Source organism: Uliginosibacterium gangwonense DSM 18521 (genome assembly GCF_000373965.1).
Classification (GTDB): Bacteria; Pseudomonadota; Gammaproteobacteria; order Burkholderiales; family Rhodocyclaceae; genus Uliginosibacterium; species Uliginosibacterium gangwonense.
In genome coordinates, this window is the sequence record NZ_KB892843.1 from 22,772 (window position 1) to 46,908 (window position 24,137).

General features: G+C 56.4%; 22 protein-coding genes. 7 read left to right on the plus strand and 15 right to left on the minus strand.

Features of this window, described 5'->3' with window-relative positions; translation table 11 throughout:
• Nucleotides 1-509: 509 nt before the first annotated feature.
• Entirely contained in the window at nucleotides 510-2,462 is a 1,953-nt protein-coding gene (locus B145_RS25270) for a serine/threonine-protein kinase (RefSeq protein WP_018607288.1), read from the plus strand.
• 99 nt (nucleotides 2,463-2,561) lie between these two features.
• Here the strand turns inward: B145_RS25270 and B145_RS0110825 are convergent, their stop codons facing one another.
• The 4 genes from B145_RS0110825 to B145_RS0110840 all read right to left on the minus strand — a co-directional run bounded on the left by B145_RS0110825 (nucleotide 2,562) and on the right by B145_RS0110840 (nucleotide 6,666).
• On the minus strand, nucleotides 2,562-3,212 hold the full coding sequence (locus B145_RS0110825) for a hypothetical protein (protein WP_026259033.1): 651 nt from the start codon (nucleotides 3,210-3,212) through the stop codon (nucleotides 2,562-2,564).
• 161 nt (nucleotides 3,213-3,373) lie between these two features.
• Nucleotides 3,374-4,168 carry a PP2C family protein-serine/threonine phosphatase gene (locus B145_RS0110830; RefSeq protein WP_018607290.1) on the minus strand — a complete coding sequence of 265 codons (795 nt, stop codon included), beginning with the start codon at nucleotides 4,166-4,168 and terminating at the stop codon, nucleotides 3,374-3,376.
• On the minus strand, nucleotides 4,158-4,718 hold the full coding sequence (locus B145_RS0110835; RefSeq protein ID WP_157288371.1) for an FHA domain-containing protein: 561 nt from the start codon (nucleotides 4,716-4,718) through the stop codon (nucleotides 4,158-4,160). Before B145_RS0110835 ends, B145_RS0110830 begins: the two co-directional genes overlap by 11 nt.
• Nucleotides 4,719-4,881: 163 nt before the next feature.
• A complete protein-coding gene (locus B145_RS0110840; RefSeq protein ID WP_018607292.1) occupies nucleotides 4,882-6,666 on the minus strand; it encodes a M61 family metallopeptidase in 1,785 nt (594 codons plus the stop codon).
• Between the two features lie 166 nt (nucleotides 6,667-6,832).
• Here B145_RS0110840 and B145_RS0110845 point away from each other — a divergent pair, with 166 nt between their 5' ends.
• The 3 genes from B145_RS0110845 (at nucleotide 6,833) to B145_RS25275 (ending at nucleotide 12,112) form a co-directional block, all read left to right on the plus strand.
• A complete protein-coding gene (locus B145_RS0110845; RefSeq protein ID WP_018607293.1) occupies nucleotides 6,833-7,135 on the plus strand; it encodes a putative quinol monooxygenase in 303 nt (100 codons plus the stop codon).
• 34 nt (nucleotides 7,136-7,169) lie between these two features.
• Nucleotides 7,170-7,844: a glutathione S-transferase N-terminal domain-containing protein gene (locus tag B145_RS0110850; protein ID WP_018607294.1), complete on the plus strand. Its 675-nt coding sequence runs from the start codon at nucleotides 7,170-7,172 to the stop codon at nucleotides 7,842-7,844.
• A 107-nt stretch (nucleotides 7,845-7,951) separates the two neighbouring features.
• The gene (locus B145_RS25275; RefSeq protein ID WP_018607295.1) at nucleotides 7,952-12,112 is read left to right on the plus strand and encodes a hypothetical protein; all 4,161 of its coding nucleotides are present in this window, start codon (nucleotides 7,952-7,954) and stop codon (nucleotides 12,110-12,112) included.
• A gap of 55 nt (nucleotides 12,113-12,167) precedes the next feature.
• Here B145_RS25275 and B145_RS25280 read toward each other — a convergent pair whose 3' ends face one another.
• Nucleotides 12,168-13,781, minus strand: coding sequence for a methyl-accepting chemotaxis protein (locus B145_RS25280; RefSeq protein ID WP_018607296.1), 1,614 nt, complete (start codon nucleotides 13,779-13,781; stop codon nucleotides 12,168-12,170).
• Nucleotides 13,782-13,895: 114 nt separating this feature from the next.
• On the opposite strand from B145_RS25280, the gene B145_RS29075 reads away from it, so the two are divergent.
• The gene (locus B145_RS29075; RefSeq protein ID WP_157288372.1) at nucleotides 13,896-14,147 is read left to right on the plus strand and encodes a hypothetical protein; all 252 of its coding nucleotides are present in this window, start codon (nucleotides 13,896-13,898) and stop codon (nucleotides 14,145-14,147) included.
• An 84-nt stretch (nucleotides 14,148-14,231) separates the two neighbouring features.
• Here the strand turns inward: B145_RS29075 and moaE are convergent, their stop codons facing one another.
• The 4 genes from moaE to mobB are packed head-to-tail and all read right to left on the minus strand — an operon-like array spanning nucleotide 14,232 to nucleotide 16,701.
• A complete protein-coding gene (moaE, locus tag B145_RS0110870) occupies nucleotides 14,232-14,675 on the minus strand; it encodes a molybdopterin synthase catalytic subunit MoaE (RefSeq protein WP_018607297.1) in 444 nt (147 codons plus the stop codon).
• Between the two features lies 1 nt (nucleotide 14,676).
• On the minus strand, nucleotides 14,677-14,934 hold the full coding sequence (gene moaD, locus B145_RS0110875) for a molybdopterin converting factor subunit 1 (RefSeq protein WP_018607298.1): 258 nt from the start codon (nucleotides 14,932-14,934) through the stop codon (nucleotides 14,677-14,679).
• Nucleotides 14,935-14,960: 26 nt separating this feature from the next.
• A complete protein-coding gene (locus tag B145_RS0110880) occupies nucleotides 14,961-16,145 on the minus strand; it encodes a molybdopterin molybdotransferase MoeA (protein ID WP_018607299.1) in 1,185 nt (394 codons plus the stop codon).
• Between the two features lie 40 nt (nucleotides 16,146-16,185).
• A complete protein-coding gene (gene mobB / locus B145_RS0110885; protein ID WP_018607300.1) occupies nucleotides 16,186-16,701 on the minus strand; it encodes a molybdopterin-guanine dinucleotide biosynthesis protein B in 516 nt (171 codons plus the stop codon).
• Nucleotides 16,702-16,839: 138 nt separating this feature from the next.
• Between mobB and B145_RS0110890 the strand changes: the two genes are divergently transcribed.
• Complete coding sequence (locus tag B145_RS0110890) at nucleotides 16,840-17,508, plus strand: hypothetical protein (protein WP_018607301.1); 669 nt, start codon at nucleotides 16,840-16,842, stop codon at nucleotides 17,506-17,508.
• Between the two features lie 78 nt (nucleotides 17,509-17,586).
• Here B145_RS0110890 and dapB read toward each other — a convergent pair whose 3' ends face one another.
• On the minus strand, nucleotides 17,587-18,390 hold the full coding sequence (dapB, locus tag B145_RS0110895; protein ID WP_018607302.1) for a 4-hydroxy-tetrahydrodipicolinate reductase: 804 nt from the start codon (nucleotides 18,388-18,390) through the stop codon (nucleotides 17,587-17,589).
• 36 nt (nucleotides 18,391-18,426) lie between these two features.
• The gene (locus B145_RS25285) at nucleotides 18,427-18,852 is read right to left on the minus strand and encodes an outer membrane protein assembly factor BamE (RefSeq protein WP_083917719.1); all 426 of its coding nucleotides are present in this window, start codon (nucleotides 18,850-18,852) and stop codon (nucleotides 18,427-18,429) included.
• Nucleotides 18,853-18,976: 124 nt separating this feature from the next.
• Here B145_RS25285 and fur point away from each other — a divergent pair, with 124 nt between their 5' ends.
• Nucleotides 18,977-19,411 (plus strand): ferric iron uptake transcriptional regulator, encoded by a 435-nt coding sequence (gene fur / locus B145_RS0110905; RefSeq protein ID WP_018607304.1) that lies wholly within the window; start codon nucleotides 18,977-18,979, stop codon nucleotides 19,409-19,411.
• A gap of 67 nt (nucleotides 19,412-19,478) precedes the next feature.
• Here fur and B145_RS0110910 read toward each other — a convergent pair whose 3' ends face one another.
• From B145_RS0110910 to B145_RS0110925, 4 genes are all read right to left on the minus strand, one after another.
• Entirely contained in the window at nucleotides 19,479-20,426 is a 948-nt protein-coding gene (locus B145_RS0110910) for a sugar kinase (protein ID WP_018607305.1), read from the minus strand.
• A gap of 209 nt (nucleotides 20,427-20,635) precedes the next feature.
• Nucleotides 20,636-20,884 carry a hypothetical protein gene (locus B145_RS0110915; RefSeq protein ID WP_018607306.1) on the minus strand — a complete coding sequence of 83 codons (249 nt, stop codon included), beginning with the start codon at nucleotides 20,882-20,884 and terminating at the stop codon, nucleotides 20,636-20,638.
• A gap of 122 nt (nucleotides 20,885-21,006) precedes the next feature.
• On the minus strand, nucleotides 21,007-23,004 hold the full coding sequence (locus B145_RS0110920; protein ID WP_026259035.1) for an oxidoreductase: 1,998 nt from the start codon (nucleotides 23,002-23,004) through the stop codon (nucleotides 21,007-21,009).
• Nucleotides 23,005-23,231: 227 nt separating this feature from the next.
• Nucleotides 23,232-24,137: a LysR family transcriptional regulator gene (locus B145_RS0110925; protein WP_026259036.1), complete on the minus strand. Its 906-nt coding sequence runs from the start codon at nucleotides 24,135-24,137 to the stop codon at nucleotides 23,232-23,234.

Here is a 24,137-nt window from a genome sequence, read left to right on the forward strand (position 1 = left end):
ATTTTGGTTTTCGAGACCATTTTAGATCACTAATTCCCTTGCCCAACGGCGCATAGCTGGAAAACATCCTGCACAAGCAAATTGCCAAAATTGAAGGAAATACATGCAAGCTACACGGAGGCATCTGCATCCGACTGCCATTTCCTGCTTAAGACATGATCTTTTGGGTACTTGACAAATATATAGATTCTTGATAGCCAGATCAGAACACTTACGTCAAACACCATCGGCAAAGCCCATGACTTGAAATGGTGAGTGCCAAAGCGCAGAGAAACCATGAGTCGCCCCTCGGCGACTATCCATCTATCTGGCCTTCGTCTGGTTGCAACATCCATCCTCTGTCTCTCGATAACGGAGGTATGCGCGACCAATCTCCTCGTCTATCCCTACCGTTTGTTGGGCCTGATTGCGCCATGACGCCAAATACGCCATGCTTGCGACCATCTCTGCCCAGTCGGCCTGAGAGCCTTTCGCTTTGCTATAAGTGTGCTTGACGAGGAAGTCTTGCCGTGCCTGATAACCTACCGCCTGATAATGCTGCCATGGGGGATGCTGCGGCCCTTGGAACGCGCCCTGCCACCCGTTTTGATGAGGCTGGGCACAATCGTTTGCCAATCGGCACGCGGCTTGGTGAATTTGAGATCATCGGGCTTATCGGCGAAGGCGGGTTTGGCATCGTCTATCTGGCGCAAGATCACTCTTTGCAACGCCGGGTCGCGCTGAAGGAATACATGCCCGCCTCGCTTGCTTCACGCGGGGCCAATGCGGCAGTTGTTGTGCGCTCAGAACGCCATCAAGAGACTTTCGAGATCGGGCGGCGCAGTTTCGTGAATGAAGCACGCCTGCTGGCCCAGTTCGACCACCCTGCCCTGGTTAAGGTCTATCGTTTCTGGGAGTCGAATGGTACGGCCTACATGGTGATGCCGTATTACGATGGCCGAACCTTGGGTGAAGTGCTGAGCGCCCTCACGGCCCCGCCGGAGGAAGCCTGGATCAGAAAGATCCTCGCTCCAATCATCGATGCGCTGGAACTCATCCACCGCGACAACTGCTTCCACCGCGATATTGCGCCAGACAACATCATCCTGTTGCCGGGTGACCGCCCTGTGCTGCTTGACTTCGGCGCTGCACGGCGTGTGATTGGCGACATGACACAGGCCTTGACGGTCATCCTCAAACCTGGCTACGCGCCGATTGAGCAATACGCCGAGATGCCGGGCATGAAGCAAGGGCCGTGGACTGATGTGTATGCACTGGCAGCCGTCGTGTACTTCATGATTGCCCGCAAATTGCCGCCTCCATCAGTAAGCCGCATTGTGCAGGATCATTACGAACCCTTGGCAACGATTGCTGCCGGGCGCTATAGCGATGCATTGCTCAAAGGCGTGGATCTGTGCCTGACCGTGCGCCCGGAGCAAAGACCCCAGGGCATGGCAGAAATGCGCCAACTGCTTAACGCCCTCACCACTGCCACGACCACTTTGGCGCAGACACCAGCGCCAGCAGCGGCCGCACCTACATACCAACCGGCCTCGCAGCCGCAAAAAGAATCTGCACAAAAATCCGGTAGCAAGTTGCTTCCGATGCTCGTAGCAGGCGCTGTGGCAACTCTTGCACTAGGGGGCGCAGGGTATTACTTGATCATGAATCGCACGGCAGAGAAACCGGTGGTTCCCACGCAATCAACCCCGGCTGCAACATCCCTTGCACTCACACCTGCCTCGGTTGCCCCTGCAGTGAAAGACGTTCCCTCTACGCCTGTCGTCCAGAATTTTCACTCACTGGATGAGGCGATGGCAGCACTGACCAGGGCATCACGTGCAGAATGGGTGCCATCCCTGCTATTACCCACAACTACCACGATTGGCGGAGAAGGTCTCAAGCTTGACATCAAGGCCAAACAGGCAGGTCACCTCTACCTGTTTGCATGGGACAAAACGGACGACAAGTTCTATCGCATATTCCCCAACGCGCTGGACAAAAACACGGCGCTGGCGGCAGACGCAGGCTTTGCTTTGCCACACGCGGGGCAGACGAATTGGAGCTTCCCGATTCGCGCTCCCGAAGGAAATCTACAGGTATTCGCGCTCTTCTCGGAACACCCACGTGACATGGCCAACTCCCCGCTTGCTACAGATGGCAACTTCATGTTCACAACACGCGCGGCGCTGGACTCCATCTTTACCGGAGGAGCCGGACTGGAAACGCTGATTGGCAAAGCTTCATGTGGCACACAAGCATGCGAAGACCGCTACGGCTGGCTCAGTGGAACAACGGAAAAGCAAGCTGGAGCAACCCAGACGCAGAAACTTGTCATCAAAAAGCCCGATGCAGCCACACTGGTACCCAATACAGCCACCAGCAAACCAAACAACAAGCCCAAACCCGATGACTCAGAACGCGCAGAGCGTGAATACATGAAACAGCTCAACAAGGATCTGGACAAAATGCTGAGCAAATAGGCGGCATCCTTATCACCAATGAACGTTGTTCATGCCCAATAAAAAACGCGGAGGCCAAAAGCCTCCGCGTTTTTGCATCTTCACCCAACAAGAATCAGATCAGACCTCGATATCATCCTTGTTCTTCACCTCAATCTTGATCCGCTGCACATTGCCTGGCATGCGCGGGTCTGCTACATAGGTACGGCGTACCTTGCCCTTGCCAGCGGTTTCCAGGGTCTGCTTGAGGGTAACCTTGGCAGCGCCCGTACTCTTTTCCGGGCGGCTTGCAAAAGTCATATCGACAATTTCTTGGCGCTGGGCAGCGGTTTTGCGGGCATATTCCTCCAGCTTGGCAATGGCCGCCTTGCCATCAGGCGTGTCGACCTGACGGACTGGGATATCCACTGACACAGACTTGAAGGTTTCAACCAGCTCCTTCTTATTACTGGCCTTGTCGGTCACCCGCACCACGTCGGTCTCAACCGGGCTCACCTTTGCCCCCTCAATCTTGGCCGCCGTCTCCGTCGCCTTCTGGGCATCGGCCAACTCGGTATCCCGTGCCTTCATGTAGCCAATCAGGCCCCCTACAATGGCCCCCGCCGCGCAACCTGCGCCCACATTATTCTTGGTCACCGCTGCAATAATGGCTCCCCCGGCACAACCGATGCCACCGCCAATCGCTGCGCCTTCCGTTTTGCTATCCATTGAGGCACAACTAGGCAAGAGCGTTGCAGCAATCAACGCAACAGAAAGAAGTCGTCTATTCATTTCACACTTCCCCCAAAATCAGTCTCTAAACACAAAGAACCGCATACCTTTGCCGTCATGCCGCAACGCAGGAAGAACGCAGGGCGTCGGACCAACACCAACATACCGTTCATAGATGTGGCCTTTATGAACGCACTACTCAAAAGATCGTAAATAGGTTCTTATAGGTTCATGGAACGCATCAAAACCGTCGCATCATAATCCCTGCCTGCATCTGGTGACATGGCGACAGCAATGGCCGTATAGTTGTCGAGCCCGCTCTCTCCGTCTTTAGACACAAGCCCGGCCATGTCGTGCAGCCATGATTGCAAAGGAGCGCCTTTCTGAAGCAATTCGGCCATACGATCCTCAACAACATATTCCCACCAGCCGTCTGTGCACATCAGGAAGGTATCCCCTGGCATCAAGGTCAGTGGGGCACCGCTGACAGTCGCCTCAAGATCACCAATGTTGCCAATTGCCGATGTCAACAGGTTACGATTCGGGTGGCTGCGTATCATCTCAGGCGCCCCATAACCGGCATCAATCATATTCTGCACCAAACTATGGTCGCGTGTTTGGTAAGAAAGTCGGCCGGCCCGGAAGAGGTAGAGACGCGAATCGCCTACATGCCCCCATACGGCCTGATCACTCAGCCTGTCAATGAGCAATATCACGCATGTGGCATGCATGTCATCGCCATTGAGATTGGCCTGCTTGGCGCCTACCACGGCATCCTGCGCTGCCTGCAACAATTTGGCGGCCTGCTCTTCATCCGCTACAGGATTTTTCCGGAAGCTGTCGATCACGGCTTCCACAACCAGCCGTGAAGCAACATCTCCACTCCCGTGCCCACCTGCCCCATCAGACAAAACCCAGCAACCAGCCTGTTCGGAGTACCAGAAAGCACAGGCGTCCTCGTTACGAGAACGACCGCCAATGCAAGATAGATATTCTGTTTGCAGTTCAAGCGTCATGACGTGGGCCACCCGAGCCAATCCTCAACTCCTCACAGGTCGTATCCACGCGACCGGAATGACAGTATTGCATATGCAGGGCAGCAGGCTTTGCAGCAAGCAGTTCATCAAACGGATCAACTACCTGCGTATCGACATATTGCGCATTGCCACCCCTGGCGGATGCACTGTGCGCATCCTGCCCCACAGTGCCAACCCCCCAAGGCCTGGAGGCCGACACAGGAACACCTGAAGGGATACGCACCGCAGTAACGCGCATCACAAAACCATTCGCCTCAATCAAATCATCATGTAGCAGGGGATGTCCAATGCCCTTTTTCAAAGCCACTCCATTTACAAGTGTGGCATTCAAACCCTGATCGTATAAACGATATGCACCTTGCTCAAAGCGTACAACTGCCTGTACCCGTGCCAGGCGCCGTTCAGCATCCGGCAGCACCAGTGTATTACGTGGATCGCGTCCGATACCCCCTCCAGCCTGGGTAAATTCTGCCATCAGCGAACGTTGGACAGGCACGCCGTCCACATTCATCAAGGCAATCCTCAACACGCTTCCTCCATCTGCACTATGTTGGTTACCATGCCAAATCACTGGCATGGATGGGTTCAAGATTGCAACACACAAGGCGCTTCAGGTACAACAGCCCTTATAGGGGAACTCCCGCCCTTCCGACGAAGGGTCAAGCTTCTCTCAACATCCAAGCACAAATTTCTCAAATCCCCAACCACGCCTGTCGCAGACGCAAACCTTCCAGCGGCTGCACGGCAGCGATCTGCAGTTCGCACTCCTCTATCGCGGGAGCGCGAAGTGGCACAGTAAAACGCAGAAGCTCATCGCGCCGGAACACCAGTACGTCAAGCAGACTCTCGGGTAAATGGCGCGCCAACAGGCTCTCCAGGTTGCTGGCTGTTACCCTTAATCCATTGATTGCAATCAACTCATCCCCAGCGGATAGACCAGCCTGCTGGGCGCTCCCGCCATCAAGCACGTGGGACAAACGCAGGTTCGCCCCCTCAGCACGGGTGCGAATACCCAGGCCACTGGCACGCGTTCCAGCCTTACGGGCAAGGTGAATGCCAAAGGTTTTGAGCAGGCGTGCCAGGGGCACATCCTCCGTACCCTCGGCCCAACGGGCGATCTCTTTGCGCACATCCACGCCAGTCGCAGCCTTGATAATTTCGGGCATGGCCCCTTCGGGCAGGCCCGCACTGCCTTCGCCATAATGCTGCCACAGGTGGCGCATCACGTCATCCAGCGAACGCTTGCCGCCCGTTTTGGCACGAATCGTCAGATCCAGGCCCAACGCCACCAATGAACCCTTCTGGTAATAGCTCACAATCGCATTGGGGCTATTCTCATCTTGACGGTAATACTTGGTCCACGCATCAAATGAAGACTCGGCCACACTTTGTTTCAGGCGCCCTGCATTACGCTCAACGGCAGCAATCGTCTTGGCGAGCAAGCCCAGGTATTCCGTTTCCGCAATCCGCTTGGCGCGGATAAGCGCCAGATCGTCGTAATACGAAGTAAATCCTTCAAACACCCACAGCAGGCGAGTGTAATTCTCCTCATGCAGACGATATGACACAAACGCAGCAGGTTTGATGCGCTTGACATTCCAGGCATGAAAATACTCATGGCTGCACAAACCCAGGAAGGTACGGTAAGCCTCATCCATCTTCTCTGCCCCAAGCGCAGGCAGATCATTACGCGAGCAGATCAGGGCCGTGCTGGCGCGGTGTTCCAGACCGCCATAACCATCACCCACTGCCATGGTCATGAACAAATAGTTTGAAAAAGGCGGTTTTTTATCAAAAATGCCAATTACATTTTGGCAGATTTTCTGCAAATCCTCTGCTAATCGCTTGGTGTCAAAGCACACCCTGCCCGTAATCACCATTTCATGTGGCACGCCTGCCGCCTCAAATTTCACCGAGGCAAAATCGCCGATTTCAACAGGATGATCAATCAATTCGTCATAGTTCGAGGCAAGCCGCTTCCCAAAACCGGCCTTGTCTATCCCCTTACGCCCCGCATCGGCGGAAAGCAGACTGGTTGCCACTTTCCATTTTGCATAAGTTTCACCCTCCGGGTGGATGATCTCCACGCGATGAGGCGCCTCTTCCCGCCCTGCCACAGCAAGGAACATCTGCGTGCCATTGAAGAAGCCATGTGTAATATCCAGATGTGCACAACGCACGGATAGATCCCAGGCATAAACCACAGTCTGCACGTCCAGACCCTGTTTCGGGTCCAACCTACCCGTGCGCCACGCATGCTTGTTGAGCTTGTCGAGGGCGACCGGGGTGCCACCCTGGCTGGCGTGGATTTCAACGATGTTCTTGGCAAATTCCCGGATCATGTAACTACCGGGAATCCAGACCGGCAGGCTCACTGTCTCCCCCTCAGCAGCAGGAGTCGGCACATGCAAGGTGACACGGAACAGGTGAGCCTGCGGGTTAAAAAGTTCAACCCGGTAATCAAGAATCTGAGACATGGGGGATACGCTATCAAAAACATACAAGCCATCACGATACGACGATTTTGCGTTGCCGTGAAATACCCGGAGCGAAAAACATCCCCGCCAAATAGCACAAGGCACGCCAATTGCGCCAGAATGAGGTATTGCTTCACATGTTGAAGCCCAATCATGAGTTGTTCAGATGCCCATTACCATTTTCGCCAGCCTTGTGCCACTTGCAGGCAAAGAAGACATTGTCGAAGCCGAACTGCGTGCCATACTGCCACTGAGCCGCGCCGAAGCAGGCTGTTTGCAATACGACCTGTATCGTGATCTCAAGGCAGTACCGGCTTTCCACCTGATTGAGATTTACGCCGACCAGGCCGCACTTGAAGCACATGCCCAATCAGCGCATTTCCTGGCCATGCGGGACAAGCTCACCCCACTGCTGGCTCAACCACTGTCTGTCACCCTTTTGGGTGAGATGGATGTCGTCAAGCAATAATCCTTTCCCAATCCAACAACAAGAGCACATCACCATGATCGACCTTTTCTACGCCCCCACCCCCAACGGCCACAAAATCTCCGTTCTGCTTGAAGAATTGGGCCTGCCCTATCGCATCATCCCCATCAACATCCGCAAAAACGACCAGTTCCTGCCCAGTTTTCTGGATGTGGCCCCTAACAACCGCATCCCGGCAATCATTGATCACGATTTCCCCGGTGGCGCACTCAAGCTGTTTGAATCGGGCGCCATCCTGACTGTGTTGGCCGAACTGCATGGCCGCTTCCTGCCCGCAGCAGGCCATGCCCGGGCCCAAGTGCTGCAATGGTTGAATTGGCAGATGGGCGGATTAGGCCCGATGGCGGGGCAAAACCACCACTTCAACCAGTTTGCCCCAGAAAAAATCCCTTACGCCATGAAGCGCTATACCGATGAAACTGCCCGTCTGTATGGTGTGCTCAACAAGCAACTGGAGGGGCGTGACTACGTGGCCGGGGAGTATTCGATTGCCGACATGGCCATCTACCCCTGGGTGTTGCTGTATGAGCGCCAGCAGCAGGATCTTGCCCACTTCCCCAACATTGCAGCCTACCTGCGACGCATGGGAGACCGCCCGGCAGTGCAGCATGCCTATGCCCAAGGCGCCAAGTTCGATTGGGAAGGCAGCTTGAGCGAAGCCCAATTGCAGGATCTGCTGCAAAAGAATTGATGCATCAACCCAAAGTGCTGAGCTTGCCCGTTAGATAGATGATCGGTACCGCCGTTTAGCGGCATATACGGCATAATTCATCAATGCTCACGGAATGAGGTCAGCACATGTCCCATCACGCCTGTGTCGCACAGCGTCTCCTGCTGGTTGCCAGCCTGGCTCTTTTGTCCCTATGTCGCGCTCATGCAGGCCCTTTGCCACAAGACGCAGTGCCCGATGGGCTGAAGAGCTGGGTTCCCTGGGTGATGCACGGGCAGGAGATGATTGCCTGCCCACCGGATTGGAATGACGCCGCACAACGGGCCTGTGTCTGGCCTTCCACCTTGGAGCTGGCGCCCACCGCACAAGGGGCTACGTTCAGCCTCACAATAGAGAGCTTCGGCAAACAGACTCGCCTGGGCCTGCCGGGTAGTGCGGAGTATTGGCCTCAGGCCGTCACGCTTGATGGCAAACCGGTAGCGGTAGTGGAGCATGAAGACGCCCCCGTCATCGTGCTGCCCGAAGGGCGGCACACCATCACCGGGAAATTCCTGTGGAACGAAATGCCACAAAGCCTGCAGGTGCCGGGCGATCTGGCCATCGTGCACATCAAGGCGGGCAACGCCTGGGCAAGCCGCCAAGTAGATGAATCCGGCCAGATCTGGCTGCGGGCAGAGGCAGCCAGCGAAGGGGGCGGCGAAGAACTCAGCGTACGCAGCTTCCGCCAGATCAATGACGATCAGCCCCTGCGTGTACTCGCCCATTTTGAATTGACCTTTGCGGGCAAACCACGCGAAATCGCGCTGGACAACGCCCTGCTGCCCGGTTTTGTACCCGTTTCGCTCAACAGCCCGCTCCCTGCCCGCCTCGGGCCGGATGGCTCCTTGCGGCTCCAGGCTCGGGCTGGCGTACATGTCATTGAGGTTGAGGGACGACGCATGGATCGCGTGCTGGCCCTGACCCTGCCCAAGAGTGCGGGGCGAGACGAAGTCTGGTCTTGGCAGGCCCACCGCGAATTACGCGTGGTGGATATTGCGGGCAATACCGTCGACCCCAAGCAATCCGGCGTTCCCCCTGCATGGCAAGCCCTGCCTGCCTACGTGCTGCGCGCAGGCGACACCCTGAAGATCACTGAGCAACGGCGCGGCAATCCCGACCCGGACCCTGACAAGCTGGGCTTGACACGCAACCTGTGGCTGGATTTTGATGGGGGTGGCTTCACCGTACAGGACCATATCAGCGGCACAATTTCACGCTCCTGGCGCCTGGAAGCACAACCCCCGCTGGCGCTCGGGCACGTTACCAGCGATGGCGTCGATCAATACATCACCCGCCTCAAAACCGACGCCCAACCCGGATTCGAAGTTCGGCACGGGCAAGCCAACATCGTGGCAGACAGCCGCATTGAAGGCGGCACGCATACCCTCTCCGCAGCAGGCTGGAATACCGACTTCCAGCAACTGGAAACCACGCTGAACCTGCCCCCTGGCTGGATGTTGCTGCATGCCGGCGGAGTGGATCGCGCCTATGGCTCCTGGATTGCAGCCTGGACGCTGTGGGACTTCTTCTTTGTCCTCCTCATTGCCCTGGCCGCATGGAAAACCTGCGGTCGCATCCCAGGTGCATTGCTGGGCTGCGCCCTGGTATTGGCCTGGCATGCATCAGGCGCCCCTGCCTGGATGTGGCTCCCTGCCCTGGCTACGATTGCTGCAGCCAAAGCGCTGGCTGGCACCAAGCTTGCCAAGCCATTACTCTGGCTGCAGGGCATGCTTGCCGCCGTCATCCTGCTGCAACTCCTGGCGTTTGGCGTAGAACAGGTTAGGTTGGCCATTTATCCGGCGCTGGAATATGCCGAAATGGGCTATGCACAAACCAGTGGCTCGCTGACCACTTCACTGCTTCAAGAGAAGGCTGAGCCTATGCCTGAAGCGCCTCCCGTTGCTGCGGCCCCTGCTGCCGACGCAGAAAATACATTGAGCAGGCAGGATTATGACCTGGCTAACAAGCAACGCATGGCCACGCCCGCAATCAAGGCGGCAAAGCCTAAGGGCATCCTCTCCTCCGTTTCCCGCTACGCGCAGGATGTTGGCACCCAGGTACAGACGGGCCCAGGCCTGCCACAATGGAATTGGCGCCGCCACACCTTGAATCTGCAAGGCCCGGTCAGCGCGGAGCAAAAAATCGATCTGTGGCTGCTTCCCCCTGTGACCTACTCCCTGTTGAGAATTATGACACTCGTCCTCCTTGGGCTAGCGTTCTGGCAAGTCTTTTTGCGTGGCCGGAAGTGGTCCTGGCCCAAGACAGACTCCCGTCTGGCCTTGTTTGGCGGAGCGCTCTGCGCCTTGTGGCTGATGGGTAGCTCACCCGATGCGCTGGCAGCCGAGATACCACAGGTAAGCCAGGATGCCCAAGGCTTCCAGCATTGGCTGGATGAACTGCGCGACAAACTCACCGCGGCGCCAGACTGCATGCCAAGTTGTGCGCAATTCCCCCGCATGGAACTGAGTGCAGACGCCAAGCTCTTGTCATTACGCCTGGAAGCACATGCTGCCGCCAACACTGCTGTGCCACTACCTGGGCAAAGCGCACAACTGGCGCTGCACAATGTAGTGCTTGATGGCAAACCGGCCAGCATCCGTCGGGATGATGACGGCCAACTATGGATCTACCTGCCCAAAGGCGTGCACCAGATTGTGATGGAAGCTGACATTTCCGAGGCGCCCGCAGTCAATCTCGCGCTGCCCCTGGAACCACGCTATCTGGCTACCCATCTCTCAGGCTGGAGCCTATCCGGTGTCAATGACCAAGGCATTCCCCAGGGTGCACTGACCTTGAACCGTAATGCGGGCGGAGGCAAGGCCGCCTCGGAAACCACACGCGATGCGCTACCACCCTTGGTGGTCGTGGAACGCACCCTGAACTTTGCAGACCGCTGGACAGTTGAAACCCATGTCAAACGCATTGCTCCCAGTCTGGCACCCGTTCAGGTCAGCATCCCTTTGCTGGCTGGTGAGCAGATCACCGATAGCAACGTTCGCCAAGTCAATGGCAATGCCGTGTTGACCTTGGGTACGGAAGAAGAAGCCAGCTTTGGTAGTGCCTTACCAAACACGCCACGTATCACCCTGAAAGCAGGCGCGGCGCCGAATCAGGTTGAGCGTTGGCGCGTCAATGCAGATACGCGCTGGCACCTCAGCCACAGTGGGCTTGCACCCGTGCTGCATCAGGAGGGCGAATTCTGGCTGCCGCAATGGCAACCCTGGCCCGGTGAGAGTGTCACGCTCGACATTACCCGTCCGCAAGGTGTGCCCGGCGCCAGTCTGACGCTTGATGGCCTGAGCCTTCAAGCCAAGCCGGGTGCACGTATCACGGATGTCACCGCCTCGCTCACCCTGCGTTCCAGCCTGGGCGGCACCCATGTCGTACAATTGCCGGAAGGCGCAACCCTGCAAGACATCCGCATAGACGGTGCACCACAGACCATCCGTGCGGAAGGCCGCAAGATCAATCTGCCCATTCACCCAGGCAACCAACGCATCGACATCACATGGCGTGAAGCCAAGGGCGTAAGCCTCGTTCAATCATCCGCTGCGTTCGACGCCGGGGTAGCAGGCGTCAATGTGAGTACCACGCTTCAACTTGGCGCTGACCGTTGGATTCTGGCGGTGGGCGGCCCAAGGCTGGGCCCGGCCATACTGATCTGGGGCATCCTGATCGTGGTGGTGGCAGTAGCCTTCCCGCTGGCCCGCAGCCGGGTCACGCCATTGGGCTTTGGCGCCTGGACCTTGCTCGGCCTGGGCTTGGCGCAAGCTAGCCTGATGGGGGCGGTTATCGTCACGGCCTGGTTCCTGTTGCTTGTTGCACGTGGGCGGGTGGGCGAAAAACTCCCCCGCTGGGCCTTCAACCTGTTCCAGATCTTCCTGGTACTGGCGTCACTGATTGCCATCGGCGAACTCTTTGATGCCATCCGTACCGGGCTGCTGGGCTCGCCAGATATGTACATCACCGGCAATGGCTCGTATGACCGCAACCTGATCTGGTATCAAGATCGCATCACTGGCCCGGCCCCAGTCGCCTGGGTAGTGTCGGTTTCAATGTGGGTCTACCGTGGCCTGATGTTGCTATGGGCAATCTGGTTGGCCAGTAGCGTGCTCAAGTGGGTACGCTGGGCGTGGACTCAGTTCAGTGCGGATGGTTTCTGGCGTGCAGCCCCGGCCAAGAAAAACCCGAAGGCAGAACACGCCGCACCTGAATCACCAGAGACCGCAGAAGGGCCCAGCGCAGAATAGCGCGGCAGGACATGCAGAAGGCATTACCTGGATCACCCAGGCAATGCCTTCTGCATCAAAGATGAAACCGTGCAACCCCATTGCGCAATGCATCAGACACGCTAACGAGCTGATGAGCCGTGGCTGACACGGACGACACGGCGGCAGCATTTTCCTCCGACATCTGTGCCATCGCCTCAACACTCTTGGCCAACTCGGTGGAAGCCGCACGTTGCTCCTGCAAAGCAGCAGAAATATCGCTGACGGAACTCCGCACCGTATCTGCAGAAGTGCAGATATCAGTCATCGACGTAGCCGCCTGTTTCGCGCTTTCAACCACGTCGCCCACAACCGCCCGACTGGTTTGCATGCTATCCACTGCAGCCTCGGCCCCCTCCTCAATCGCACCAATCACGGTACTGATTTCCTGCACGGATTTGGTTGTACGCTCAGCCAGTTTCCTCACCTCGTCGGCTACCACGGCAAAACCTCGCCCCTGCTCACCTGCACGTGCTGCTTCAATCGCTGCATTCAGCGCCAACAAATTGGTCTGATCGGCCACGTCACGGATCACAGCCGAAATACCACCAATCTGCTGTACCTGTGCAGAGAGCTTCTGCAATTGCTCGGCAGTATGCTCAATCCGGCTTGCCACCTCCGCAATCTGGACTGAAGCACCATCCACCGATTTGCCACCATGGACAGCCAATTCCCTTGCCTCTTTGGCACGCCCATTCGCATCGTCGGCACCAGAACCGATATGATCAATGCTTACCGTAAGTTCCTCTACGGAAGCCGCTGCAGAAGCCGCAGAACTGGATTGCCTTTCCGTGCTGACGGCAACCTGATCAGCGGTAGACGACAGGTTTTCAGCAGAGGAGGCCACTTCCCGCGCATTATCAACCACATGCCGAATGGTGTCGGCCAGATCAGCACGCATCTTCTGCATCGCGCCCAACAATTGCCCAATTTCATCCTTGGCAATTGGGCTGCGGAGCGACTCTTCGCGCAAATCTCCGGCCGCAATGCGTTTGGCAATTTCATTGGCATTGGCGATGCTAGATATCAGGTAACGATAGGTCAGATAACCAAAACCGCCCATGATTAACAATGCCAATGCAGCAATCCCCACTGAAACATTGACCGCTCGCGCCTTTCGCGCAGCCGCAGCGGTCTCTGACTTCACCCCAAGCTCCCTGTTGAACTTCATATGGTCAACCAACGCTGAGTTGAACGCTTCTGCCTGACCCGCGTGTTTGGTGAGCAAATCACGCGCATCGTCTTTTTTATCATGGCGTGAGGCCTCCAGAGTAGAATCCAGTCCCTTGGCATACTCTGAATATGTAGTCTGATCAGCTTCCAACAAGCGCTTGTCATCCCCACCACTGGTCAATGACTCATAGTCTTTCAGCGCTTTTTCCACTCCAAGCCGGGCTTCCTGGATCTTTCCATCCAGATCCTGCATCGCTGCCTGATCAGTATTCAGTGCGTGGCGATAGGTACGCACCCGTATCTGGCTGAATGAAAGCATGGCCTGATTCAACACCAGCATGCTTGGAATGACGTTAACATTCGAATAATTGGTTTCCTGATACACCGCGTCGGTTTCATAGGTCGCAACAGAAACCAGAAGCACCATCCCCAAAAGGGCCGAACCCACCAAAACAATCAAACGCATCGAAACACTCATCACGCACCTCCATAGGTTGTTTCGCTATTGTCATGGTTTGATCTAAATCAAATAAGCCCTCAAACGCAAGATCTTGTTACGCCTAAAGAAATAGATTTGTAGCGTGTAGACACAATGCCTGAGAACGCAATTGTGGCAAGGATTTATCGCTTCAATGGGGCGATATACGACAAGAGCAAGCCACAAAAATTAACGGCTCAATGGCTATGCTTTGAAAAGAAGAGCACCACAACACGAAAAAAAGAAGGTAATACAGAAGGAATAAGTGGGCATTGGGATTTTAAACCGCCCAACAACGTCCAGTCACGCGGTTGTAGCAAGGCGCCCAAGCGCCTTGCTACAAATATTCACATCATGGTCAGGTAATTCAGGGCGAATTACCACATGACAAGCGAGCGCGACCATGAACAACGGATTTGCGCAAATCCACCACGCCAAACTCCTTGTTCTTTACTTGCCCCACTTCTCCAAGGCACTTTCATCGCTGTCACGCGCATCCACCCAGCGCGCACCCTGCTCAGTTTCTTCCTTCTTCCAAAAAGGCGCTCGGGTCTTGAGGTAATCCATGATGAATTCGCAGGCATCGAATGCTGCGCCACGATGGCGGCTGGCGACGCCAACAAACACGATACGCTCTCCTGGCAACAATCGACCGATGCGGTGAATCACACGCACGGCCAGCAGGGGCCAACGCGCCTGAGCCTGACTGACGATATCGGCCAGAGATTTTTCTGTCATGCCAGGGTAATGTTCCAGCGTCATAGCTGCCAGCGCATCATCCCCACGCACATAGCCTAAAAACGTAGCCACTGCGCCCACATTGTGGCTCACAGATGCAAGATGTGCTGTTTCTGCGTCAAGATCAAAATCCGTATGCTGAACGCTGACACTCATCCTAGCCTCCTGTAACGGGTGGAAAGAATGCGACCTCATCGCCTTCGGCAATGGCCGTGTGCGCATGGGCAAGATTCTGGTTGACTGCCGCTCGTATCGCCTGCCCGGCACGCAGCGCAGTCCAATCCCCACCTCTGGCACAGAGCCATTCGCGCAATGCGCCTGCCGTTGCCACACCGGCAGGCAGGCTCTCCAGCACTTCTTCCGCACATCCTACAGTTTCCCGCAGGCTGGCAAAGTATAGTATTTTTATACCCATGACATACTCCACGCCCACTCAGGCATTTATGCTTCCAGAGGAATATACCGCACCAGATCCCCTGCGCAGATAGGTTTCTCCGGTGGGTTATCCACCAAACCATCTGCCCAGGCGCAAGAGCTGAGTACCCCACTGCCCTGCTTGGGGAACAAATCCAGGCCGCCGTTTTCGTTGCGACGTACCCGCAAAAACTCACGCACAATTGCCGCACGCGGCCAGTTAAAATCAGCGCGCATGCAAATGGCACGCGGCACACAATCCTGATCCCCCTGGCATTTTTTCAAATAAGGACGCGCCAGCATCAAGAAAGTTGCATAACTGGACACCGGGTTGCCCGGCAAACCAATAAAAGGCGTTTGCGCTACCCGCCCAAATGCAAAGGGCTTGCCGGGTTTGATGGCGATCTTCCAGGTCTCAAGCGCTCCTTCTGCCTGCAGGGCAGCCTTGATGTGATCTTCCTCGCCAGCGGAAACACCGCCGCAGGTGATGACAAGGTCGTGGTTTGCAGCCGCCTGCCGAAGCGCAGCCCGCGTGGCTTCCAGATTGTCCGGAACAATCCCCAGGTCGGTGATCTCACAACCCAATGCACCCAGGAGGCCATGCAGCACATAGCGGTTAGAGTTATAGATTGTACCGGGAAGCAAAGCCTCACCGGGCATCAACAACTCATCCCCGGTAAAGAACACCGCCACCCGCAGACGGGCATATACCTTGACCTTTGCAATCCCCACTGAAGCAATCAAGCCCATATGTGCAGCACCCAGGCGCGTGCCTTGCGGCAACACTTCGGCACCCTGAGCAATATCCTCGCCCGCACGGCGAACATTCTCGCCAAGAGTGGGTAGCGTATCCAGACATATGCCTTCGGCTTGAACCCGGACTTTTTCCTGCATCACCACGGCATCTGCGCCTGTGGGAATCGGTGCCCCGGTAAAGATGCGGGCGACACTCCCCGCTGCCAAGGGGACTGGCACACTACCAGCTGGAATACGTTGACCAACCGGCAAACAGACATCTGACGCATTGAAGTCTGATACGCGTACTGCATAACCATCCATCGCCGAATTATCTGCGGGCGGTACATTGATGGGGGAAACCACAGCCTGGGCCAACACCCGCCCCAGGGCCTGATGGACAGGTACCATTTCGCTGCGCTCAACTGGCTTAGCTGCAGCAAGAAGGGTTGAGAGGGCTTCGTCGTAACTGAGCATAATATTTATTCCTGGGGTCGTCCAAGTTCAGGCGACACGTTCAACACATTCGTTGAGCGCTGCAAGCCAAACCCGTGTAGTTCAACACAAAATCAGCAATCTCTGGGGGATTGTTCAAATCCAGCACCGGCAAGCCAACATCCAAGGCAACATCGCTGGCAATCGCCAGCACATTCGGGCAATCCGCGTGAAAGAAAGGTTTGCCGACCGCAGGGCGATACACTTCAATCTTGGGCAAATCAGCCGTCTTGAACCCTTCAACCACTACCAGATCGCACGGAGCAAGACGAGCGATCAATTCATCAAGCGAAGGTGGCTGACTTTCATCCAGCTCGCGCATCAACGCCCAGCGGTGAGCCCCCGCCAGCATCACCTCGGCCGCACCCGCCGTGCGAAAACGGTGGGAATCTTTGCCAGGACGATCCAGGTCAAAGCCGTGGTGGGTATGCTTGACGAGCGACACACGCAGTCCCCTTGCAATCAGTAAGGGAATGAGCTGCTCAATCAGCGTTGTTTTACCCGAACCAGACCAGCCTGCAAATCCGAAAGCCTTCATGCGATTACATGGTGCGAAGAAGAGCGGGCATTGTATGCCTGCTGGCGTCTTCCTGCCTACGCACGGATTACCGGTTCCCCAAGAATGGACAAGCTCGCATACAATGCTTTACACAGAAAATACACGTGGGGAACCTCCATGCGACAGTTTGGGCGCACATTAGCGCTACTGATAGGTGCCATCATCATGCTTGGCGCATGCAGCTCACAACCCGAAGTCCAGACCGAAGCCCTGCCCATTGCCAAGAAACAGCGCTGGTATTGGATGGGAAGCACGTCTTACCTCGACTATATCGGCCCGCCGCATGCCGCAGACTATTGGATAGAGATCGGCGACGACTGGATGGGGCTGGGCAACAGCCAGGCCACTATCCACACAGCCTGCAAACAGGCCGTCGCCAATGCCACCACCACGAAGCAGGGGCGTTTGTGGCTCAAGGGGATCTCTGCCAAGCAGGTCAGCTGCTCGGCAGATAAGCTAGAAGCAGCCTTTATCAAGCAGCTCACCCGGATCAGCATCACCGAGCAATGGGGAGATGTGCTGCGCATCACCCTGGATCAATACGGCGACGCCATGTATTTCTCCCGCAACCCGGAAGCGGGTTTTGCCTCCTACCGCTGCAGCGCAACCGAATCCCTGGCCGCTATCACCTCAGGCGCCACGTTAAGCGTCTGGCTAGGCGACAAATTCAACCAGATCAAGGAACCCGGTGTCGCAAGCTCCGCAGCCCAAGCGAGCGAACACAGCAGCCTTCAGCAAAGTGAAGATGCCCTGGCAGCCAACTGCCGCAAGATGTTCCCGCTCTAAACCCTCGCCCATGCGGCTCGCTGACGCAAAAAAGCCACGATCGGGTCGTGGCTTTTTGATGTTTATCGCCAGAAAAACTTACTTCAGGCCCAGCACATCCTGCATGTCGTACAGGCCATTTTGCTTGTCTTGCAGGAAGGCTGCAGCACGCAATGCGCCCGTGGCGTAAGGCATGCGGCTCCCCGCCTTGTGGGAGATTTCCACGCGCTCGCCCAGGCCGCAGAACATCACCGTGTGATCCCCCACGATATCGCCCCCACGCACGGTGGCAAACCCGATGGTTTGCGCATCGCGCTCACCGGTAACGCCTTCACGACCATACACGGCACATTCTTCCAGATCGCGCCCCAAAGCATTTGCCACCACTTCACCCATGCGCAAAGCGGTGCCCGACGGAGCATCGACCTTGAAGCGGTGGTGGGCTTCGAAAACTTCCACGTCATAGCCGGAAGCCAGAATCTTCGCGGCCACATCCAGCAGCTTGAACACGGCATTCACCCCCACCGACATATTGGGGGCAAACACAACGGGAATCTCACGTGCAGCCTGCGCGATGATTTCCTTCTCTTCGGGCTTGAGCCCGGTGGTACCGATTACCATGGCCTTCTTGGCCTTGCGGGCGTGTTCGATATGAGCCAGCGTGCCTTCTGGACGGGTAAAGTCGATCAGGCAATCCGCCACAGCAAACGCGGCAGCCACGTCACTCCCGATTGTTACCTTGCAGGCATTGCCTACCAGCTCGCCTACACTGCGGCCAATGAATGGGCTATCGGCCCGGTCAAGAGCAGCGCTCAGTTCCACACCGGGCGTTTGTTGGATGGCTTCAATTAGCAGGCGGCCCATGCGACCGGACACACCAGCAATGGCAACTTTGACGCTCATGACGAATCCTTGCAGAACAAAACGGGAGCAAAAATCTTATTTTGCCTCGGTGGCAGGCGGCACATCCAGGTCCAGCGCATGCGGCACGGCAGACGCAGGCACCTCATTGGGGATAGGGTCCATCGCCCGGATGTCGATATTGCTGACCTTGCCATCAGCAAAAGACACTACCATATGGCGGCGAATCTTCTCACCGCCGTTGCCGGGGGTATAAAGATAGATGTAATCCCAGCGGTTCGCATGGAAACCATCGACCAGTAAGGGGGCCCCCAAAAGCGAGCGCACCTGTTCCTGCGGCATGCCAGTTTTGATCCGGGCCACGCTCTCAGAGGTGATGTAGTTCCCCTGCTGGACATCAATCTTGAATGGAAAGCGGGAGCAGGCAGGCAGCGCCACCAGAGAACCCATCACAAGCAAGCCGGTACACACACGGACTGAAGTACGAATAATTTGAGGCAGCATCTGACCAATGAGTAAGTAACCCCGGCTTGGGCCAAGTAGAATAGGAGGCAAGCCGAAATGCGTTTCCAAGAATAAGCGGCCGACTATATCATACGCAACGCTTTACAACCCAGCAGGAGAAGACATGGTTACACCTGAAAACCTCAAGAATATGGGCCTGAAGGCAACTTTGCCTCGCCTAAAGATTCTTGACCTGTTCCATCGCTCAGAAGACCGCCATCTGAGCGCTGAGGATGTCTATCGCCTACTCCTGGCAGAACAGATCGATGTGGGCTTGGCCACCATCTATCGCGTTCTGACCCAGTTTGAGCAAGCCGGACTACTCAAGCGTCTGCACTTTGAGTCAGGCAAAGCCGTTTTCGAACTCGACAGCGGCAATCACCACGACCACATTGTATGCGTTGACTGCGGCCACGTCGAAGAGTTCTACGACGCGCAAATTGAAGCGCGACAAAATGAGATTGCTGCCGAACGTGGCTTCAAGGTGCGCGAACACGCAATGCATCTGTATGTGGAATGCCTGAACCCGAACTGCGCGCGGCGCACAGCCAAGAAATAAGCTGCAACGAATCGCTCCATGCCCCCGCAGGCTTGGCGGGGGCATCTTCCAGCCGTTCTAATGTGGGTCAGACGAAGAAGAAGACCGGCATTGCTTCTTTGGGGATGATGGCGCCAGGGTGCTGGATCACAATCGAAGCGATCTTGTTGCCTGAACGGGCGGAGACTTCCGGGTTCATTCCCTGCATCCGCGCCGCCAGATAGCCCCCTGCAAACGAATCCCCTGCCCCTGTGGTATCGACCACCTTGGCCACCTTGAAGGCAGGCACCGTCACAATCTCATCCTGCCCGGCCACGCGTACCATGGTGGGTGCAGCACCACGCTTGATCACCACCTCACGCGGCGGCAAGGAGAAGGCATGGCGAACAGCGGCCTCTTCATCGGGAATATCGTAGAGCAGTTGGTTGTCGTCCAGCGTGATCATGCACATGTCGCAACTGGCAAACGCACGGTCGTACCAGAGACGTGCATCGGCATGCCCGTTGGCCCAGAGGCGGGGACGATAGTTGTTGTCGAAGAATACCTGCCCGCCTTTGGCGCGGAACTTGTCGATGAGCTTGAACAAGCGTTCGCGCCCTGAAACCGGCAACACCGCCAAACTGATCCCGCTGAAATACAACGCATCCAGATTGTCCAGCGCATCTTCGAGCAGACAGGAAGGGCCTTCAAAGTAGCCCTTCGCCGCGCTGGAGTCCCGCCAGTAATAGAAGGTACGCTCCCCGGTTTCATCCACCTGGATTGTGTACAAGCCCGGCATCCGCCCGGCTTCACGCTTGACCAACCCGGTATCGATCCCCTCCTGCTGCCACGCTGCCACCATGGCATCGCTGTAGGCATCGGTACCCAGCTGTGTCGCGTAGGCCACTTCAATGCCTGCGTCTGCGCCCAGGCGGGCCAGATAGACTGCGGTATTCAGCGTATCACCACCAAAATTCTGATGCATCACGCCAAACATCTGGCCACGCAGCTCGATCATGCATTCGCCAAGCAGCGCAATACGACATTTCTTTTCCATCGGTTCCATTCCAGCAAAGAGTGAAATCAGGTGTCAGCACGGACGCTCAGGCAAATCAACGGAATTTGTCAGACACATTCGTGAGGCGCCAGTTTAATCAAGTTTCGCCCAATGCGAAGCCCCCTTGTCGGCATGGAAGGACACAACTGACAAAAATCAAGAATTCTGGTTAACCTGTAGGCGTGGAACGCTATTTCTTCAAGCAATAATCAATCAAGCAAGTCCGTCATTTGTTCATCCTGCTGCACAAACCGACGATCAAGAACTGGTGCCTGCCCATTGAGGTTGCGCAAGAACAAATGGATCACCAGCGCGCCAAGCAAGGGGAGCAGCCAGATCAGACAGATCTGGGCCACTTTCTGAGTGGTGGTCAGCTCCGTACTCGCCAGCAGGCGCCAGGAGACAAAGAGTTGAAACCCCAAAACCAGAAGCACCAGTACCAGCATGAAGCCATCCATAGCCCCTCCCGAATCCACCCGCGCATCGCCACCATGGCGAGCTTGAGATGGACTATACCTACCTGCGCAAAAAGAAAAAGGGGCCATGGCAAGCCCATGACCCCCTGATTGCCTGTTGCAGATCAGATCCCGCGTGCTACCTCGTAGGCATCCCAGATTGCATACATGATGTTCTGCACCTTGCGTGCATCCCCAAACACGTAGGATTCGCCCACCTTGTTGCGCACCGTTTCGTACAGGCTGCGCTCAGAGGTGTAGCCCACCGCGATGATTGCCGAATCGGCGGCCACCACGGTTTCCTTGTCGCCCGTCTTGACGATGAAGCCACCTTCGGTTGGTGCCGCAACGTAACTGGAGCACATCACCGGAATACGCTTGTAGTGGAGCAGATCGTGCAGCATGTCGTGATTGGCATGGCACAACGGGCCCGCCAGCGCCAGGATATCTTTCTGCATTTCAACAATGGTGACATCCTTACCTTGGTCGTGCAGCCAAAGCGCAGTTTCACAGCCCACCAGCCCGGCGCCGATCACGATGGTCTTCTCACCCGCCTGCTTGACCCCGTTGAGCACATCTTCAGCCGTATAGACGTTTTCCGCGTCCCCAATCTTCAGCACCTTGGGGCGTGATCCGGTTGCCACAATCAGCACGTCGGGCTGGGATTTGCTAATGGAATCCTCAGTCACCTTGGTATTGAAGACCAGCGGCACTTTCAACGCGCGCAACTCACGCTCATACCAATCAATCAGGGCATGATCATCTTCCTTGAAGTCAGGTACGCCACCCGGAATCACCACCCCGCCCAGGCGATCAGACTGTTCGTAGAGCGTAACTGCGTGGCCACGCAGGGCACAGACACGTGCAGCCTCCATCCCGGCCACACCACCGCCAACAATCATCACATTTTTCTTTTCCAGCGCAGGCACAATGGGGTAATCACTCTCACGCCCACAAGCCGGATTCACCGCGCAGGAAATCTGCGCGTAGGTCGCCAAGCGGCCCATGCAGCCTTCCTGGCAGGACAGACACGGGCGGATGCGATCAATCTTGCCCGTGCGAACCTTGTTGGGTAGTGCCGGGTCTGCCAACAGCGGGCGGGCCAAGCCAATCATGTCAGTCTGCCCCTTCTCGATGGCAGCGACAGCCAGATCAGGATTATCCATGCGCCCAGCGGTGATGATGGGCACCTTCAGATGCTGTTTGAGTATCTCGTTGTACGGCAGGTACAGCCCCTTGGCCTGATACATGGGCGGATGGCTCCAGTACCACGAATCGTAGGAACCTACATCACCATTGAAGGCATCGTACCCGGCAGCTTCCAGCAGCTTCGCGGCTTCGATCCCCTCTTCAATGTCACGGCCCTTCTCTTCAAACTCCTCACCCGGCAGCGCCCCGGAACACCAATCCTTGATGAAGCTCTTGATGCTGTAGCGTAGCGACACGGGGAAGTCTTCACCGCAGCGGGCCTTGATCGCCTGAACGATTTCAACCGCAAAACGCAGGCGGTTTTCCAGGCTGCCGCCGTATTCATCGGTACGTTGGTTGAACATTGAGATGGCAAACTGGTCAAGCAGATAGCCTTCATGCACCGCATGGATTTCAATGCCATCAAAGCCTGCCTTCTTGGCAATTTCAGCCGAATCGGCAAACTTGCGTACGTAGGTGTGAATCTCCTCAATCGTCAATTCACGACAGGTCACCCCCTTGATCCAGCGATGGGGAATGGGCGACGGTGCCACTGCGGTATTGCCAACGATGGAAGGGATGCTGACCCGGCCAAACCCGGCAGAGAGTTGCAAGAAAATCCGCGCATCATAGGCATGGATGCGCTCGGTCATGATCTTGCCGGTCTTGATGAAATTCAGCGGATTGAGCGTTGGGCATGGCATCGAGGGCAAGGCACACTTCTCGATTTCATTTTCCACCATCGTCACGCCTGTCATCAGCAGGCCGGTGCCGCCCTTGGCACGCTCCACATAGTATTCAACGCCGCGATAGTTGTAGGAGCCATCCGGGTCGCACAAGCCACCAGGGCCCATGGGCGCCATCACATAGCGGTTCTTGATTTCCAGCTTGCCGATGCGGATCGGCGAAAAAAGCACTTCGTGTTTCTTGTCCATGAACGTCTCACCATAGGATGTAGCAAAAGCGGTCTCTGTCTGGACGGTTGGATGAACCATTTTCTCGCGCATTCAGGCGCAAAGGTTCCTGTCTCATTATGCTGACCAAGCCCCACCAAAGGAGCTATCAGGCTTGTTCTATAAGAGAAATACTAGGAGTGCCTCAGACGAAAGAACAGTTCAAAGATCCGCACAAAAACATCGAAATTTTCGATGTGTTGCCACGCTCAGACCAAGCGCTGGCTGGCGCAGACAGACTGGATCGCCTCGGCCAAACCCAGGGTGGAAGGCCCTGCCTGACGTGCACTGGCATGGACAAGGTAGAGATGGACGAGGCGGACACCCCCCGTCTTAAGAACAAGAGGCTTGAGCGCCCCACTCTGCAAATGCTCTTCAATGCGGTGACGCGGTAACCACGCGAAGCCCATGCCGCTACACACCGCAGCGATAGCGCTTTCCACCGTGCTCATCGTCCAACGCTGATTGGTAACGAGCCAGGAACGCGAAGCCGGAGACTTGGCCGTGGCATCCTCCAGGGCGATGAACACCTCATGCATCAGGTCATCCCGACTCAAGGCTCGCCCCAAACCGTGCAGACGGTGCGTGGGAGCAGCCACCGCAATCAGTTCGACGTCCAGCAAAGGGTCTCCCAGGTAACCGGAGGGGATGGTAATCCCCACACACAAATCACAACGGTCCTCCACCAATTCCGCCGCCACATCCAGGCGCATTGTTTCGCGCAACTCCACATAGGTGGCCTCGGCACTCTGATGAAATTGCGCCAAAGCTTCAAAGAGCAAAGGCTTGGGAAACAGACTCTCCACCGACAGGCGCACGCGCGGCTCCAAACCACGCGCCAGCGTGCCCGCCAAGGCTTCGAGCTTGCCCATACCCGCAAGCAAAGACTTGGCTTCGGCCAGCAACACCGCCCCCACCTCGGTCAGCACCGCACGCCGACCTTCGGTACGCAACAACTGCACGCCCAGGCGCTGCTGTAACTGGGAGGTCGTATAGCTCAGGGAAGACTGGCTGCGGTGCAGAATCTCGCTTGCCCGCGCGTAGCCGCCCGCCTCCACCACCACCTGCAACACCAGCCATTGCTCAAGCGATGTACGTGGATGAACAGTATTCAT